The organism is Desulfogranum japonicum DSM 18378 (assembly GCF_000429945.1).
Lineage (GTDB): Bacteria > Desulfobacterota > Desulfobulbia > Desulfobulbales > Desulfobulbaceae > Desulfogranum > Desulfogranum japonicum.
This window is the reverse complement of the sequence record NZ_AUCV01000014.1, coordinates 67,626-85,408: the sequence shown is the minus strand read 5'-3', so window position 1 is coordinate 85,408 and position 17,783 is coordinate 67,626. Positions and strand designations below refer to the sequence as shown.

The window sequence follows — 17,783 nt, the reverse complement described above, 5'->3', positions numbered from 1 at the left end:
TTGCACAGGATATCGACTCATTCTTCAAGCAGGTCAATTATTTGGGCAAGCAGCATTCCGGTAAACCCTGTAAGACTGCTGTTGGAAAGAATAACAACAGTACGTTGCTTTTCCGGATGATGATACGCTTCGGTAAGATAATAATCAGTATCACCGGAATGGCCCAGGTATCCCCGATAGTCAATCATCCCAAAACGGTAGATATACTCCGGCGCATGGGGAAAAGGTGTGCCGCTGGAAAGCACTTCCACCATGCTCTGCGGCTTTATCAACGTACCGGCTGCGAGAGCCTGCGCCCACGTGCGTAACTCCAGAAGCGTTGAATATGCATTGCCGCAGGCATATTCGGGCGAATAATCCATCTTGTCTGTCCAATTTTCCAGGGTGTTGGGATGGTAGCTGTTTGCCATGGGGGCTGGCAGATATGACCCGGAGTCAGGGGCTCCCGTCTTCGCCAGGCCCAAGGGGGTATACAGCCGATTCTGCAATACAGTTTCCAGCTTGTCCCCTGTAATCTTCTCGATAATCTGCCCCAATAACACCGTATTGGTATTACTGTAATTAAATCCATGGCCTGGAGGATATTCCATGGGGTGAGCCATGGCCACAGCTATCATCTCCCGAGGCGTTGCTGTGAAATTCGGAAGATTATCAAAGTTATCCAGAAAGGCCTCATCTTCAAGGTAATCAAAATATCCGCTGGTCATATCACCCAGCATACGGATGGTTACATGCTCGGCCTTGGGAAGATCCGGATAAAACGCAGCAACAGGCGTATCAAACGAGAGTCGTCCCTCTTCAATGAGCTGTACGATTACAGTAGCAACCATGGTTTTGGTAACACTGGCTATTTTAAAGCTGTGACCAATGCCCATGGGAATTGCTGTTTCCTTTTCCGCCAGCCCGACCGCATACACAGTGGCTATGTTCCGGGGAACATCCCAGACGCCTGCCACCACACCCGGCACATTGGCTTTACGTGCTTGTGCCTCGGCATACCCGGCATCGACTATTGCTTTGATCTTCTGATCAAACGCAGCAGCGGAAGACAGACAAAGAAACAGAGACAATATTGCAGAAATACCAATTTTTTGTATTGAACGGGTTATTATCAGCCGAAAAGCCACTGCACCTCCTCATCCTTAAGCTTGACCCCGCTGTCAGGATTGAGATCTTCATCTGTAAGAATTCTTTCCCAGGTATTTTCGGAGACATCTGCCAGGGAAGCGTCTTTGGGAGGAAAGATGAGATAATCTTCTGCTAAATTGAGAAAGAGAGACGATATATACTCCTCTCTCAATGCCCACCAGGGGCACTGGGGACATCTGTACAAAAGAGTGAATGCATAAATATCTGGTGCCGTATCACGAATCTTCTGTGCATAGGCAGTCGGCCCCACTTCGCTTTGCTGTAACTCGCTTCTGCAATTCGGGCAACGGAGGAGTTCTGGTCGCTTGTCAAAGTTTTTTCGCAGATTTCTCCATTTCAGCATGTGTATACCCTCCAAAAAAGGTTTGTAAGGTACAACTCATGCAAAGAGTATATCACGCCTGGCCCACCTTTACACACATAAATATACAAGGCTGTATTGCCCACTATCACTCTAAATACCACTTGCAAAACAAAACGACTGATCATATGATCCGTCTACCATGAAACAGCGCGACGAACAGAAACAATACATTACCCGTATGGGTTTAAAGGCACTCTACCACAAGGGCTATAATGCCACCGGGGTGCAGGAGATTGCCAATGCGGCAGGTATTCCCAAAGGATCGTTTTACAACTATTTTAAAAACAAGGAGGACTTTGCCATCCAGGCCATGCGTCTTTTTACAGAGCGCGAACTTGAAACCATGGAGCAAATCCTTACAGACACGGGCAAACCACCGCTGGAGCGGATCAAATCCCTCTATCAACACAAAATAGCATACCTCTCCACCAAAGGCGGCTTTTCGCTGGGCTGCCTTCTCTGCAACATAACCCTAGAAATGGCCGATGTGAGCGAAGCCATTGCCGGAGAAGCATCCCGCTGTTTCATCAAAGAATACGCCCCACTGCTTGCCTGCCTGGAGCAGGCACAACAGCAAGGCGCCATAGCGCCAAATAAAGACCTTACCCTGTTAACCAGCCAGATACGCAACAACTGGCTCGGCGCACTGGTGATTATGAAAGCCAATAAATCCGACGCCTCACTCTGCGAGTTTCAGCTTCTTCTGGACGACATACTCAATGCTGCAGCAGGGTAGAGATTATTATTCCTTTCCGGCAACCTCCACACATGCACAACCCTTCGTTAAAAAATGAATCGTCATTCATCCAATCCATTTTCTTTGCTTGTATTAACTCGTTTTTCCACATACGATATCTGTAGCCAACATTCATACAATTCGATGTTGCTCAGCAACGTCAGGGTCGCGGAAGATAATACATACCCAAAAATTGCGTAGGATCTCGGTTTGGTAACGTCGTCGCGTCAATGGTCCCATACTGGCCGTATTGAGCCATTGTGGCTACGACGTTACCGAGTTGAGAGACAGCAAGATTGGATAATATATTTTTTCCATGCCCCTTATATCGCATGAGGAGAAGCACACATGCCGGCGTCCCCCTCCAGGTTATCTTATCTGGAAAACCGCATACAAGAGTTGGAACAGACCGAGGAAAAACTTCGCAAAGAAAACAATAACCTCAAACGGCAGCTCAGTACCTTAACCTACCAGATAGAAAACAAAGACGACCTGCAATTCGAAAACCTCTTTGACCTCGAAGTAATACAACGTCTTCAGGATCAATTTGCTGCTGCCACCGGTGTTGCCTCCATTATCACCACACCCAGTGGTACCCCCATAACCAAACCAAGCAACTTTCGCCGCCTGTGCAAAGATATCATCAGAAAAACAGAAAAAGGCAGACAAAACTGCTTTTATTCTGATGCTGTTATCGGAACGCTCAACCTGCAGGGCCCCACCATTCAACGTTGCCTGAGCGGAGGCCTCTGGGACTCGGGAGCAGGTATTGCGGTTGGCGAAAAACACCTGGCCAACTGGCTCATGGGTCAGGTCAGGGATGCCAACCAAACCGATGAACAAATTCGGCTTTATGCCAAAGAAATAGGTGCTGACGAAGAAGAAACCGTAAAAGCGTTCTACGAAGTACCTTCCATGTCCAGGGAACAGTATGAACGGATTGCCGAATTCCTCTTCAGCCTTGCAAATCAGCTCTCCCTGCTTGCTGTTCAAAATGTCCGCCAGGCAGGCATTATTAAAAACCTTGAACTTTCAGAACAAAAACTCCGTCAATCTGAAACACACTACAGAACCCTAATCGAAACTATCCCAGACCTTATCTGGGTAAAAGACCCTGAAGGGAGATATATTTACTGCAACCACGTTTTCGAGCACTTTTTCGGGGCTACTGAAGCAGAGATTCGAGGTAAAACAGATTATGACTTTGTAGATAAGCAGCAGGCTGATTTTTTCCGCAAGCACGACTTGAACGCCATTGCCCGGAATACTCCCTGTAAAAATGAGGAAACCCTGACCTTTGCCGATGACGGCTATCGCGGGCACTTTGAAACCCTGAAAACACCACTCCTGGATTCCGATGGCAACCTGATTGGTGTGCTGGGAATAAGCAGAGACATTTCAGATCGCCTCAAGGTTGAAAAAGAAAAAGAAATCCTGCAGGAAAAACTTGCCCACAGCCAGAAAATGGATGCCATCGGTCAACTGGCAGGTGGCATTGCCCACGATTTCAACAACATGCTGAGTGGTATAAAAGGCGCTACAGAACTGCTCGAACTTGTTGTGCAGGACAACCCCAAAGCAGAAAAATATCTGGAGATCATACACACTGCCACAGACAGGACAACAAGCCTTATCAAAAAGCTGCTGGCATTTGGCCGAAAAGGCAAGCAAATTTCTTCACCGGTCAATCTGCATACGGTTCTTCGCGATACCCTGACCATCCTCAAGAGTAGCATTGATAAACGCATAACCATTGAGACCCAATTCAATGCCAAACAGATAAAGGTTACAGGTGACCCGGCACAATTACAGAACAGTTTTCTCAACCTATTCATCAATGCCAGGGATGCCATGCCGGATGGCGGTGTCTTGTTCATCTCCACCAGCAACATTGACCTGAACAATCCCTCACCCACGAAACACGACCCCCTCAAAAAGGGAACATATCTGGTTATCTCCATACAGGATTCCGGCCACGGCATTCCTGAAGATATACAGCCCAACATTTTTGAACCGTTTTTCACCACCAAGGATACAGGAAAAGGCACAGGACTGGGGCTCGCCGCCGTATACGGCACCATTAAAGATCACCATGGAGACATCAATGTTACCAGTACCCCCGGACTGGGAACGATTTTCACCATCCTTCTCCCCATTGCAGCCTCAGAAAAATATACACTCACCTCACGCAATGAAGAACATGTGGTCCAAGGCAAAGGGACGATACTGCTGGTAGATGATGAAGATATCATCAGAACCACGGGCACGCTCCTGCTGGAGGAAATAGGCTACCAGATCCTTCTGGCGGAAAACGGTGAACAGGCGGTAAATATGTATCGGGAATTGATGGATACCATAGACCTGGTAATTCTTGATGTGGTCATGCCGGTCATGGATGGCAGAGATGCCTATAGGCAACTCCGGGCAACGAACCCGGACATACCCATCATCATCTCATCGGGCTTTGCCAAAGATATCAGCATGTCGGAGATCCTGGCAGACGGCCGAACCTCCTTTATCATGAAGCCCTTTAATTTTGCAGAATTGAGCAAGCTTGTGGCAGATTATATTGGAAAGGAAGATAACGAAACCAAATAGGCAGTGTTGGCAAAATAACGCCTTCATCTTGCAGGCAAAAAAGTTGTGCTTTACAAGCAGCATTCACATCTGGCTAAACCGTAGGGTGCGTCATACGCACCACACATCCCGCAATAACAAATCAAGATTAACAGTTAGCCTCTATCAATCCAGCCTTCTGTAACTCGTTAACAAAAGCGCCTACATGCCGGCTACAGGTCTCTTCATCAACATCATACTCTTCAAGAAGTGCACTCTGAATACCTTTGGTCGTCTGCCCTTGCTCTATTAAGGCCCAAATACGTGAGCCAATCTCATCAATACCGAAATACTCCCCTGATTTAGTATCCAGGAGAACCATCTCACCATCCAGCTCCTGGTAGATAACATCAGGAGCAACGGAAAATGTACTCTGCAGTCCCATACTTTCTCCTTCAGCTCAGCTTGCTGCCGCAAATGTATTTTGTGCTCCAGATAATTCATACGAACAAATCAAGATGACGCGTAACACACTCCACCTACGATTAAACCCTATACAAACCATCCCAGAGCACAAATATTCTCTCACTCACAGGTAAAAGCAACAAGCTGCCTGTACCATCTACGCCTGTTCTTCTTTGCCGGCTGAATAATACTGATAATAGCCATAGTACGAATAATAATTAGACTTCTTCATATCCATACAGTTAATCACCAGGCCGATTATTCGGCTATCGATATCTTTCAGGGATTTCAGCCCTCGATTCAGGCGCTCAAAGGTTGTTTCGGCAAACCTGGTAACAACCACAACACCGTCGACATGTTTGCTCACAATTAATGCATCTGTTGCACTGAGAACAGGTGGAGAATCGATGATAATCATATCATACTGTTGGCTTAACTGATCCAGCATCTCCCCAAAACGTTGCGTATCTAACAATTCAGACGGGTTGGGTGGTATGGGGCCGGCGCAGATAACAGAAACATTTGTTTCAGGCACTTTTTGAATATCAATGGTGTCATGGGCTCCTGAGAGGTAGGAACTCAAACCGTTGTCATTCTTTACCCGCAACGCTTTATGCAACCGTGGTCTGCGGAGGTCAGTATCAATGAGCACCACTGAACGCTCTGTCTGAGCAACGGCAAAGGCCAGGTTTACGGCATTGGTTGTTTTCCCTTCTTTGGGCGACATGGATGTCATCTGTACCCGTTTGGGAGGCTGATCAGCCGAAGACAGCAGCAGGGCGGTACGCAGGGATTTAAAGCTCTCAGCAAAGGATGTGGTTCCATCCAGCCTGGCAAAGGTATCAGGATCTTCCTTGGCCAGCATCTCCACCACACCTATAACGGTATGGCCAAAACGCCTTTCCGTATCTTCTGGATCTTTGATGGTGTTATCGAGATACTCGATAAAAAACGCCATCCCCACGCCGCCAAACACCCCGAGCATAAGCCCAAGCAACAGGTTACGTTTTACATTGGGTTTAATGGGAGATTCCGGCAACTCTGCCTCCTGGGTCAGCCAGACATTGACTTTCTGGGTATTTTCAGTGAGGTCTTTTTCCTTAGCCTGCATCATCAACGCTTCATACAGTGCCCGGTTGGCATCCACTTCACGCTTTAGCCGGTTGTACTCCATCAACCGCTCATTCAGCCCCATGGCCTCCTGTTTCCCTTCAGCCAGGGCTTCCTTAATTGCAGTTTCCTGCCCCGTGGCGACGTCGTACTCGTTTTTTATGGACGCCACTATTTTGTCCATCTCACTCTTCTTCTGACGCTGCAGGTCCTTGAGCTGACTTTTGGCATCTATCATTACAGGATGCTTATAGCCGTATTTCTGGCTTAACTCTACTATCTGCTGCTCTGCCTTACGAATGGCCAAACGAATTTCCACCAGGCCGCCACTTTTATTGGCAAGTAGCAAGGATTCCAGATCGCCCCCGTTCTGCTTTGCCTGCTGAACCTTTTTATAAATATTTTCCAGATTGCTTCTATTTGTCTGCGCCTCGGCAAGCTGGTTGGTCAGATTGGTCAGTTTCTGCGGTACAATTGAAACTTTATCTTCAACAGTAACAATATTCTGCTGCTTCATATATGCCTGAAGCGCAATCTCAGACTGGGTGAGTTTTTCTTTCTCCTCTTCAGCCTTTTTGGTCATCCATTGCAGGGCATAGCCCGAAGAGTTCATGTGAATGGCCATGATCTCTTCTTTGTAGGCTTCAGCAATAGTATCTGCCACCACTTTCGAATAATAGGGGTTTTCCGACTGAAAGCTGATATTGAGCAGCTTACTTTCCTGCACAGGGCTTACCACAATGCCATCCTGCACCATATCTGCCAGGATGGATTCCCGAGATTTTTCCTCAACCACCTTTCCCGGAGCGGCAATGGCATCATCCGACGAAGGTTTCAAGGCTGCCATCCAGCCTTTCACGGTATCTTTCATTGTCCGCACAAACGATGCATTCTCTTCCTGGTTAGGAAAATAAGTCGCATAGGTTTCAGTGAGGTTCAGCAGTTGTACCACTTTGCGGGCAACATTCTGGCTTTTTATCAGCTGGTGCTGGGTTTCATAAAACTCCGGGTCATACACATTGTAATACCCATTCCCCATGAGCGAGGTACTTTCGTTCTTTTCCACCAGCACCTGGGTGGAAGCCTGATAAATTGGCACCATACGCAAGGTAGCTATGGTGACGACCAGGACTGTAATGACAAAGAAGGCAATGATAATCGACTTTCTCTTTTCAAGAACACGCAGGTAACTCCTGAGATGAATTTCCCGCTCTTCAAACATGATTTCGTTATTGTTTTCCATTTTCCTGCCGATACCTCCGGTTAACCAAACAGGTATTACGCGAATATCCTCTACGATGCGTTGCACGCACCACATGCTCTAGCAATGACGAGGGTTTGGCTTCAATTTTTGGTACGTTCGACGCACCCTATCTTTACCACCAAGCTTTATTGGCCAAGGAATAAAATAAAAAGATTCAGACAGCCAGTTTTGCAGGGTACCTCACACGCACCGAACCACTAAAAAAAGCTCTCAGGCACCACTATCACATCATTGGGCAAAACAGGTTCATCCATTTCAATCCGTTTCAAGACCTCTTCCTTTCCATTAATCTTGCGCACAATTTTGACACCGCTGGTGGAAGCAATATCCGTAAAACCGCCAGCCAAAGCCACAGCCTTTATCAAGGTCAAATCATCCTGATATTTATATGAATCCGGCTTTTTCACTTCACCGGTCACATAAAAAATCCCAGCCTTGACAATGAACACCTTGTCGCCATCCATCACCTGAACATTCAAACTGGTATCACCCTGGTCCACCAGCTTCTTCAGGTCTATTTTCATTTCATGCACCCCTTCCTTGGTCTCACGTTTCAGGGTTGCAAGATCCCCGGCTTCGGGGGTTAACCCGCCTGCCTGGGAAATCAATTCCAGGAGGGTTGTCTTGGTACGCAGTTCATATAAGCCGGGCTTCAACACCTGCCCGAGTATTACCGCCTTCTGATCGCGGAAGGTCTTCACAAACACGTTTACCTGCGGATTGATAATGTACCCGTCAGCCAACAAATCGGTGATCTTTTTGGATACTGCGCCAATGGTCAAACCTGCCACTTTCACTTCATCCAATAGGGGTAAGATAACCATTCCCCTGCCATCCACCCGAACGGTTGAGGTCATCTCCGGATGATCATACACTGATACATCAAGCACATCTTCCGGTCCGACCACATATTCACTAGCCGCGAATGTGCTATAGCACGATGCAATCAAGATGAACAACAATATGGCTATAACTTTATGTACCTGCATTTCAATCCTTTTTTATGTAGTAAATCCAATAAAACCCATACTCTGCGACTTCCGCATAACTGATCACTCTGCACTCGATCTCTCCGCGTTCAGCCTGGCTTACCGGAAGATCAAGCACCCTGTGCCCGATTACCTTTTGAATCTTGCCTCAGCACACACTCAGAGAGAACAGGTAACCCCCAGCAGGAATCGATTATCATCATAGGATAATCCATCTACATTGGTATCCCGTCTGTAATACTTATATTTCAACTGGGTGGATAACCAATCCTGAATATTGTACTCAATCAGGGCTTCCATGCTATACTCGTCATCCTCCCGTTCATAAGTGACATCGTTATACACGTACTCGCCGTTGTAGGAGGTAGCAATATATTCCCCAGAAAGCCTTGTTTCAAATTTGGAGGTCAGCTGATGGCTAAGAACAAGTTTACCGCGTGTAGAAAGCTTGCTTTCCACAGTATAGGAACCAGGCTCCTCATAAATGCGATCCGCCAACAGTCGCAATGCAGTTTTTCCGGTTAACTCATAATCCATCCAGGCAGAAAGAAAAAAATCTCCGTCACTGTTATACCCAGAATCTGCATAATCTTTTGTCTGGTACCCTGCCTTGACCTCGCCCATGGTTTTTTCGCTTGCTCGCCAGCGAAAACCGCCAAACATATAATGCTGCTTGGAATTGAGGGATTCCCACTGGTCGTAATCGACATCCAGGAAGTCATAGCCGACAAGAGCCGATTTTTTAGGGGATAACTTATAGTACAACCGCGTGGACAGTTTATTATCCTGCCTGTCGCGAGTAGCATTATAATCCTGGTCGTACCCTACAGTATAAACAGAATATGAGGCCCTCACCCTGAAGCGGGCACCAATGTCATATGTGGCTCGGCCACCCACCAAATTACTTGTAAAGGTATCAAACCCATCGGAAATACCTTCGCCCCAGTCATTATGACCATCCAGGTAAAAATCCATGATTTCCAAGGTCAGTCCGCCTTTGGTGTTGAAAGCAAAATACCCTTCCACACGATGATCATCGCTATCTGTATCAGTGGCTTCATTAAATCGGGTGAATGAACCTCCATAATGCAGATATCCCTGCATTCTCCTGAACCGTTGCCCTCTGTCCTGCTGCATGCGCAAACCACCAGGTGTCAGGTTGGTTGTCTCGACCTTCATTACCTGTTTCCTGGTTGTTGGAAATGCCACCCATATACCAGGGGAAACGATAATAGCGGTGTCGCTCTGTGTATCATCTTCGCTTTTGTATACATTATCATCGTACATCCCGGTGGTGCTGATGTAGGGGTGAAAGTATCCTCCGCCACCAAAGAAAGAAGAATCCACTTCACTTTGCTCTGCATGACCGGAGCAGGTAAGTGCACCACTGCAAAACAGACTTATTGATGTTGCGATTACTAGATTTTTCATATGACTATATCTTAATCCAGCTTTTGCGGTTCAGCATTTTCCTGATAAAAAATCGAATACGCACAGAAAAATGGCCCTTGCCTCCTGTATAGCAGACATTTTGCCAGCTCCAAACAGGTAACGTACTATAATAATAGAGTTTATTCAACAACAGCCAGCTTTTTTCCTGTAAAGTCAGCGATTGTACCAGCCAGGAATTATGTGCTGCAGGACCAAGCACCGTACCGTACTGTAAACGCATAGCATGCAGTTTGCCGATGGTTGACGGTGTATCTTCTAAAGGCCAGGGCAGCCCCATCAATTCCTGAGCAAGTAATAACCATGCATGAAAAGCAGTTTTGTACTTCCCTCGTTCTCCAGCCTCTATCCACACCTGCCAATCAATCTTATTCTGGTATCGAGAAACCAGATAGCCGAACTCCAGCAAGTGCCACATACGTATATCTCCTTTGATAAAATCCCGGGAAGGAAGCAGCCCATGGACGGTATTGTGAAGCAGCCGATATGTAGGGTTAAGCACAAGGCATGGCACACCGTCGACCTCTGTGGGCAGTGTATTCTCCCAGGCCACATCCACAGGCAGCACATACGCGCCATGCCCATAGGAGACATGGTAATGCAACTCTATTACCACTGGAGTTCCGGGTTTGGCATACTCGTTTATGTGTGCGTGCCGGGCATCAGTGGCCAGGCCGTCACGCTCTTTGTCCGGGTCTACCACCTCCTGGTAGCCAGCTGCGATCAATATCTCCCTGGCCTTGCCCAGGAGATTCTCTCGTATCAGAAGGTCCAGGTCCACCATCCACCGGGCACCAAGTTGAGGATATAAACCATCGCTGAACGTTGCAGCACCTTTCAGCAATACCACCTCAATTCCTTGCTCATGAAAGGTGCGCAAAAGCTCGGTTAAAGCTGTTTTCAACAGGCTGTTACGGAGACGGTTTGCAAGGCACTCTTTGCGTAATCTGTCTTGTAATTCCTCTGTCAATCCATAAATGGCTGAGGTTTCCCGTAACCGCTCATAACAAAAAGCGGTAACCCAGTTCACACTGACAAAGTCGACGAAATCCGGCCCTATTTCTTGACAATCATGGTCAGTTAGCTCTTCATTACAGGGTGAAAGCAATTTCCATACATAGTGTGCAGTACGTTGAACACTGTATTTACCAACGATATCCTGAGACACAACTATCTATTCAACTGGGCTTGGTTTAGCATTTTTTCCAGGTCGTCTCTCTGGTATTCCTGGCAACGGCGTGATTTTGTGGGTCACTGGCCATCTTGCGCGGGTATCATCCTGGTAAAGCCCGATTGTTTCAAAAGGGATTGCTTTGAATCCGATCTTCCAGGCAGGGGAGTCATTTCTGAGCTGAAAATCTCCACTCTTCTCATCGACAAATTTTGGATCCTCATCAATCAGGTTGTTTTCGATACTCACAAGATCCCACACGCTTTTATGGATATGAAACCACCACTCTTCCTGTCGCCACCTTTTTTTTGATGGCAGTTTTTTCCTGTTTAATCGCTGAAGATTTTGCCTGTCACCTTGCCAAAAAATATTCCCTCGCAGTATGTTCCCCATGGGCTGAGTCGGCTGGTTGTCCATCATCTTCGCCAGTTTGGGAAAATAAACGCTGTAAGGAGGCTCGCTGAATCGGACGCCATTGAGAATACCCGTTTTGCGAGCCTTTTTAATTCGTTTATCGCCGATTCGCGCAGCCCAGTTTCCAGGGGCATACCGGCCATCCATATGAAAAGCCTGCGGGCAGTCGATAAAGATATTATTTTCAACCAGGTTATCGCGTCCACCACCGATAAGAACCGGACGTCGAAGTTTGTGAAATACATTTCCCCGAATTGTTGCACCGGAATTGCCGTCGTCGAGGTAAATCCCATTGCTGGCTCTGCCGCCCTTGCCACAGATGTGGTGGAGATAGTTGTATTCGAAAACATTGCCACGCATACACCAGCTCCTTCCACCATAGATCGCACCGCAATCGTGCGATTCCTGGCAGACATTATGGATCTCGTTGAAATCGATTCGATGCAGTGGTCCGCCGTAAATGATCGCTGAATGCGGAGCGTGGTGGATCAGATTGTGCGAAGCTCGGAGCCCGACACCTGTCATCAGGATACCAGGGCGATAGGTCCGGTCCCAGCGTGCAAAGTGGTGGATATGACAATTTTCGACGGCGTGACCGGCCGAAACCAGTTGCTGTCGATCTCCGCCAGCCATAAAAACCCCACCGCCACCAGTTGCGGAGATGTCGCAGCCAATCACAGAGCAATTCTTCCCATCGACAATGGTAACGCCATAATTGGTTGCGTTTCGAATCACGCAGCCGGTTACTCTGCAGTTTTCGCTGTTTTTTATCCGCACCGCAGTGCCGCGAATGGTTTCGAGGTTCAACCCATGCAAGGTGATGTACCCTGTGTCATTCAGCCGAAAAAGCCCGTCAGTGACAGATACCTCTGTCTTAGCGTTTTCCAACGGCTTCGGTGGCCAGAAATAGAGCGTGCCATTCTCACGATCAAGATACCACTCGCCGGGCTTGTCGATTTCACACAGCATATTGAACCCAAAAAACCACATGCCATTTCGGTACCCTTGCAGGTGATACGGCTCAGCAAGTGTAATTATTGGTTGTTCAGGATCGATTGAAGCGATCTTCTGAGTCTGGACAACCCAATCGCGAAACCAATAGCCACGAACCATAGCGTTTTTTTCGTTTATCCACCGGCTGGGATAGTTATCGCCGCACCTCCCCTGCCCCTCATGGCATCCACTCAGCCTATGGACACTAAAAATCCCCTCACGACGACCTTGCAGACGACGGACATGAAATTCTGTCTTTCCGAGTGCCTTGTCGATAGAAGCAAAGCGACTGTTTGGCCAACGGGAAAGCGTCATCGGTTCATTGTTATAGAATAACTCGAGTCGTGGTTCGATTTTTCTGCCTGTACGCTCAACTTCTTGTTTTGCAGCCAATGCGTCGCCAAAGATTGCTTCTCGCTGGTTGTCATCCTTACTGTGGCGGTATTGTATTTTCCACTCGGCGTCATACAAAAGATCACCATACTCGGTAATCCCAAGTTCTGTCAGTTCAGCCTGATAAACTTTGCCCTGGGCCGAGGGATCCAGTTGTTTATAGCCGGTTGGATTGTTACGCATGGTAACTTGCTGCCAATTTGTAACAAATCGGCCACCGGACAAAACCACTTTGTCTCCGCCCCGAGCTCGGTAGACAATCGGTGCCTCAGCAGTGCCGGAATCTTCTGATGTGAATTCAATAGGCTCCATCAATTGATACCATCCGCCAAAAATCTCAACTGTGACTCCACCTCGAGGTAAACCTTTTAAACTTTTCCACTCACGAATCTTCCGCTGTGCTGCAACAATAGATGCCAGCGGTGAAGCGATCGAACCGTCGCCACTATCGTTGCCGTGAGCAGCAACATAGATCACAGCTCCAGGAGCCTGTCCTCTATCAGCTTGAACAGGAAAAACGCAAACACACGATAAGGCGACAATGAACACCACCGCTTGAGTGATAATCATCCTATGAGCGTAATACCTCTTCAGCTGAGCATGGGTACTACAAGCAAACAATATTATCTTGCCGAGAGCCCACATAAGGAATGCATCAATCAACGAGTTGATGAATTTTTAGATGTAATTATATCCAGCCAATGAATCATAAACCACAAAGAGCGTGTTTTTCCAATTACTCTAAAAATAGCATTCTGTATTTCCCGTAGAACATATTTAAATTTTAGATATAACTTCATATCTACATCGTACTCCGGCACCGTCTTTCCCAGCATTTTTCTTAATTTGAGAGCGGTTGCAATACCTGGACCTTTTTTGTGCTTATAAATAAAGAGTTGGGAATCGTTAACTGTTTTCTTATCGATCTCATTGAGAGTAATACTTCCTTCACTTTGTGCCTGAATAAGCAATCGTTTAAAATACGGTGAACGAACTACCAAGGAGTTTACCCCCACTTTATCATCTCTATATTCACCCACATGTATATCACCAAAACAGACATCGGCAAGTTCTCCATAATAATCTGTGCACAGCGTACACCTGACAGGTGTAAAAAATCCTCTCATCGAACGATAATAATCCAAGTAATTAATTTTCTTTACAGAATCATCATTATACTCAGCTCGCATGAACCCAAGACAGCCGTCATCTCTATAAGCAAATTTCTTTAATTGAGGTTTATCAATATTAAACCGTTGAAAGAGGAAGTCCTGAGAAAGAAAATTCTTTGTTCCACTACAATATATTGAAAAATATCCCAGCACTTTTTCCTGTAACCAATTATGGATATTTTCGTATTTTCTAAACGCGTGAATATGGCATGGAAGCCCAACTACTACATATTTCCCACCTCGCTCCTTGAGTTGAGGCACAATCGAATTATAAGAAACAGGGCAATATTTTGAACTTTTTCCTTGCAAAACATCTTTTTTATTTTCAGCTATATAAACTTTCGGCGCAGTAACGTCTTTATCCTGAAATCCAACAACCACTGCTCCGTCAATTATCTTCTTTTCCAGGAGATAGACCAGAAACTGAGTCACAAGTCCGCCTGATGCACTATGATATCTGATATCGTAATCATTGCTATACCCAGAGTAACAGTTCAAATATCTGCCAATATATGTATCTTGCAAAATATTCTCATCGCTAAAGAGTTTCTCAGAGTAATCATGCAGTGCTATTCCTGCGCCAGGGCATATGTTAAGACAAAGCCCACAATTATTACACGTTTGCTGATCTACTTCCGGCACATGTAGGGTAGCTGTACGTACAATCGTAATTGCCTTGTGTGTAGAGCAAACATCTTCGCAAATACCACATCCGACACACAGGTTATTTTTGACGACGAACGAGATGTTATCTTTCTTCATATTTTCAACCATAGCTCTCTGCAATTTCCTTACAGAATTCGAAGTGTGATTCACTCTCTTTGATCATTGTAGAAAGAATTGATTCATCAAATTGGCGGAATAATTCCTCCCGAGATTTAGAGAAAAAGTTATTTTTCAACTCTTCAAAACGGATATTGTCATTAACTATTGCCCAATCGCCACCTATTGAATGCAGAAACGATTTAGTTTTACCTGGCCCTCGATAACTGATAAATGGGGTACCTACTGTTAATCCTGTCATACCTAAGTGCAGCATTGAGGTGATGAATATATCCATTGAACCTAATACACCCAAAAGTTGATCGGGATATTCATATCGCGCGATCTTTATATTTTTACTTTCTTTTGAGGGTACATATTGATAATCAAGGCCGACTTTCTCCATATGAGAGGTCGTAAAATGAAATTCGATATCATCATACTTTTCTGCATACGTATGGATATCTGACAGAAGTTGCTTATCCAGGTATTTACCCTTTTTAAAATTAATCCCAACACGAAATTTTTCTGTAGGCTGCAGTTTTTGGCATTCGAAATAATTCGGGGCTTGAAAGAGCATATCGGGATAATATTTAAATATTTTCCCAAATCTTTTCATCTGTTCAATATCTCCTGCAAGCCGTACGGTGCCATGTAAAAAGCTATCTGATTTAAAAAAATTGATGCGAGATTTGGAATAATACAACTGAGGTATCCGAAGCTGCCCGTCACCGCCCATGGAAATGGCACAAAATTTTACAGGATAGCTCTTTGTGGCATTGTAGAGATCTTTAAAATCGTTTTCATACTCAATAGCTGCTTTATGCAGACAGCGTTTAGCGATATTGAACGGCGTCAGGAGTGCCCCACCGGCAATAATGCAGAGCTTGACATCTTCACAGAGTTTTTCGATTGTTGGTGCAGATTCCAGATTATATCTCTCTGCCAATCCTTCTTCCAGTTGATATAGTTTGACTGAATATCCAAGCGCAGTGAGATATTTCGCAAGTATAACAGCTTGCATATCGTCACCATAATTTGCATAGCGCAGTGGTGACCAGATTGAAATTTTATTACTCATATATACCCTTCTTAAAAAATCTGATTATGTCCAAGGGAGCATAATTTATAATCAATGCATGCTCACATCGTAACTAATTGAAATATCATTGTAGATAACCCCGTGATCAGTCACCTCACATCCTTTTGCCAACGTTTGTTCGTCGGCCAGCCTGAAATGATGCCTGACTGATGTCGGCATTAGCATAACGACGGATGTAGTATCTAGACCGCTCACGATACTGACATCAACGATCAGCACATCCTTCACCCTACAGCCATTGGCATGCAGGTGTGTATCAAAGGTCGAAAAAAGCTGTTCAACAACAAATTTGTATCTACTCTCAGACCATTCTTTTTCTTAGAGTTAAAACAACAGACCAGGTGAAAAGTACCCAAAAAAGTAAACCTGTTGAATAATGCTCTGTAAGCTTATTTAAGAGACAACAGAAAAAGAAAGTAAAACCAATAAAGAAACAATGCAAACCTGACGAATACATATATTTAATAATGTATGTCCATGGGATAAGAAAAAACAAGATTGTCCCAATGAGACCATATTCTACCAACCATACATTTAAAGAGCTTCCGCCTACAAACAACCTTCCACCATCAATAATTCTATTAACTACTGATCGATACAGTGGAGCATTGAGGACTTTTGCTGTACGGGAAGCGTAGCTTCCAGGTCCTGTTCCAATCCATACTTTCCCTTTGGATTGAACCAGATGATAATTATAGATAAGAAATGATATTTTAGTCGTTGTGTATGCCTTTTTTTTCAATGGTCGTGTATGTTGGTCAATCAGGACTGGGAGATCAATGGCTGCGCCTCCATGCTGAGAAGAGAAAGCGTTATAATAGGTGAACATTGAAGGAGTCAAAACGGCGATCAAGACTCCCAAAATCGCCAATCTTCTTCTCATCTGATATGATATGCTGTTTTGTCGAAAGTAGACTAACACATATATCAGGCCACAACTGGCAAGAGATACCACTATTGCGCCACGAGCACTTGCGAGAAAAGGGATAGCCAGAGCGAGTACAAACCATTTCCATTGCTTCAGATATACTAATACAGGTAAACACATTATTATTGAACAAGAGAGGGCATGTGACATCCCGAATCCTAAAGAACCTGTGACATCATCTTCTAATAAAATTGATCCAGTTGTCCCTAGATGATATACCTCTTGAAAACCAACAAAAAATATTTCAAGTATAACGAAGTATTTCACACACCTAAAAATGAAATGTTGCGTTTTAAGAAGGTAATACTCAGTATTACCTCTACCTTGAATTACTAAAAGAAAATATACAGGTATAATTGCGTGATAGTAATTATCCCTTAAAGTCCAAAATGCGTTATTATATACAAGACTTGAGCCAAAAAGACTCTGAATGAAACAGTATACAACAACACTCAACACCATTCCTACAAACAATCTTACTTCTCTTGGGATACGCTTTCGCTTTGCGATAATAGCAATGGTTAATACATACAGAAATATTAACAAGAGGTCATCAAAATACCTGACTTTCAACGAACTATTAAAAGGATACCCAGTAAGAACATCTTTTAGAACGGCATCAGCAAGCAATAATGCTACAATGTTGTAAAATAGTTTCAAGAATTTTGCCTATATTTTTCCTGTTTAAAGGTAAAGGATCACCTCGAAACCTCCTATACCCTCTTTGGCGCATGCGAGATTAAAACGACCATGCCATAACTGATCA

13 protein-coding genes are annotated in these 17,783 nt (G+C 45.2%); 2 read left to right on the top strand and 11 right to left on the bottom strand.

Going from position 1 to position 17,783, the window contains the following annotated elements; translation table 11 throughout:
- Positions 1-17 precede the first annotated feature (17 nt).
- Together G493_RS0108570 and G493_RS0108565 are read right to left on the bottom strand one after the other, a co-directional pair.
- A complete protein-coding gene (locus tag G493_RS0108570; protein WP_028580044.1) occupies positions 18-1,127 on the bottom strand; it encodes a serine hydrolase domain-containing protein in 1,110 nt (369 codons plus the stop codon).
- Complete coding sequence (locus G493_RS0108565) at positions 1,112-1,492, bottom strand: hypothetical protein (RefSeq protein WP_028580043.1); 381 nt, start codon at positions 1,490-1,492, stop codon at positions 1,112-1,114. Before G493_RS0108565 ends, G493_RS0108570 begins: the two co-directional genes overlap by 16 nt.
- 160 nt (positions 1,493-1,652) lie before the next feature.
- On the opposite strand from G493_RS0108565, the gene G493_RS0108560 reads away from it, so the two are divergent.
- Complete coding sequence (locus tag G493_RS0108560) at positions 1,653-2,249, top strand: TetR/AcrR family transcriptional regulator (RefSeq protein ID WP_028580042.1); 597 nt, start codon at positions 1,653-1,655, stop codon at positions 2,247-2,249.
- Positions 2,250-2,597: 348 nt separating this feature from the next.
- Entirely contained in the window at positions 2,598-4,847 is a 2,250-nt protein-coding gene (locus tag G493_RS31970; RefSeq protein ID WP_051309142.1) for a PocR ligand-binding domain-containing protein, read from the top strand.
- Between the two features lie 127 nt (positions 4,848-4,974).
- Here the strand turns inward: G493_RS31970 and G493_RS0108550 are convergent, their stop codons facing one another.
- The 9 genes from G493_RS0108550 to G493_RS0108510 all read right to left on the bottom strand — a co-directional run bounded on the left by G493_RS0108550 (position 4,975) and on the right by G493_RS0108510 (position 17,677).
- Complete coding sequence (locus G493_RS0108550; protein ID WP_028580041.1) at positions 4,975-5,250, bottom strand: PqqD family peptide modification chaperone; 276 nt, start codon at positions 5,248-5,250, stop codon at positions 4,975-4,977.
- A gap of 177 nt (positions 5,251-5,427) precedes the next feature.
- On the bottom strand, positions 5,428-7,689 hold the full coding sequence (locus G493_RS0108545; protein WP_161629811.1) for a GumC family protein: 2,262 nt from the start codon (positions 7,687-7,689) through the stop codon (positions 5,428-5,430).
- A gap of 152 nt (positions 7,690-7,841) precedes the next feature.
- A complete protein-coding gene (locus tag G493_RS0108540) occupies positions 7,842-8,633 on the bottom strand; it encodes an SLBB domain-containing protein (protein ID WP_028580039.1) in 792 nt (263 codons plus the stop codon).
- 159 nt (positions 8,634-8,792) lie between these two features.
- The gene (locus tag G493_RS0108535; protein ID WP_028580038.1) at positions 8,793-10,064 is read right to left on the bottom strand and encodes an outer membrane beta-barrel protein; all 1,272 of its coding nucleotides are present in this window, start codon (positions 10,062-10,064) and stop codon (positions 8,793-8,795) included.
- Positions 10,065-10,068: 4 nt separating this feature from the next.
- A complete protein-coding gene (locus G493_RS0108530; RefSeq protein ID WP_028580037.1) occupies positions 10,069-11,250 on the bottom strand; it encodes a nucleotidyltransferase domain-containing protein in 1,182 nt (393 codons plus the stop codon).
- A gap of 6 nt (positions 11,251-11,256) precedes the next feature.
- Positions 11,257-13,623, bottom strand: coding sequence for a right-handed parallel beta-helix repeat-containing protein (locus tag G493_RS0108525; RefSeq protein WP_028580036.1), 2,367 nt, complete (start codon positions 13,621-13,623; stop codon positions 11,257-11,259).
- Between the two features lie 89 nt (positions 13,624-13,712).
- Positions 13,713-14,999, bottom strand: a complete 1,287-nt coding sequence (locus G493_RS28465) for a Coenzyme F420 hydrogenase/dehydrogenase, beta subunit C-terminal domain (protein ID WP_051309141.1) — start codon at positions 14,997-14,999, stop codon at positions 13,713-13,715.
- Positions 14,992-16,068, bottom strand: coding sequence for a polysaccharide pyruvyl transferase family protein (locus tag G493_RS0108515; RefSeq protein WP_028580035.1), 1,077 nt, complete (start codon positions 16,066-16,068; stop codon positions 14,992-14,994). The genes G493_RS28465 and G493_RS0108515 overlap by 8 nt, the downstream gene beginning before the upstream one ends.
- A 322-nt stretch (positions 16,069-16,390) precedes the next feature.
- A complete protein-coding gene (locus G493_RS0108510) occupies positions 16,391-17,677 on the bottom strand; it encodes a hypothetical protein (protein ID WP_028580034.1) in 1,287 nt (428 codons plus the stop codon).
- Positions 17,678-17,783: the final 106 nt, after the last annotated feature.

Excerpts from the sequence above, each read along its gene's own strand:
- G493_RS0108565 (WP_028580043.1), bottom strand. The coding sequence starts at position 1,492 with ATGCTGAAATGGAGAAATCTGCGAAAAAACTTTGACAAGCGACCAGAA.
- G493_RS0108560 (WP_028580042.1), top strand. The coding sequence starts at position 1,653 with ATGAAACAGCGCGACGAACAGAAACAATACATTACCCGTATGGGTTTA.
- G493_RS31970 (WP_051309142.1), top strand. The coding sequence starts at position 2,598 with ATGCCGGCGTCCCCCTCCAGGTTATCTTATCTGGAAAACCGCATACAA.
- G493_RS0108550 (WP_028580041.1), bottom strand. The coding sequence starts at position 5,250 with ATGGGACTGCAGAGTACATTTTCCGTTGCTCCTGATGTTATCTACCAG.
- G493_RS0108540 (WP_028580039.1), bottom strand. The coding sequence starts at position 8,633 with ATGCAGGTACATAAAGTTATAGCCATATTGTTGTTCATCTTGATTGCA.
- G493_RS0108535 (WP_028580038.1), bottom strand. The coding sequence starts at position 10,064 with ATGAAAAATCTAGTAATCGCAACATCAATAAGTCTGTTTTGCAGTGGT.
- G493_RS0108525 (WP_028580036.1), bottom strand. The coding sequence starts at position 13,623 with ATGATTATCACTCAAGCGGTGGTGTTCATTGTCGCCTTATCGTGTGTT.
- G493_RS28465 (WP_051309141.1), bottom strand. The coding sequence starts at position 14,999 with ATGGTTGAAAATATGAAGAAAGATAACATCTCGTTCGTCGTCAAAAAT.
- G493_RS0108515 (WP_028580035.1), bottom strand. The coding sequence starts at position 16,068 with ATGAGTAATAAAATTTCAATCTGGTCACCACTGCGCTATGCAAATTAT.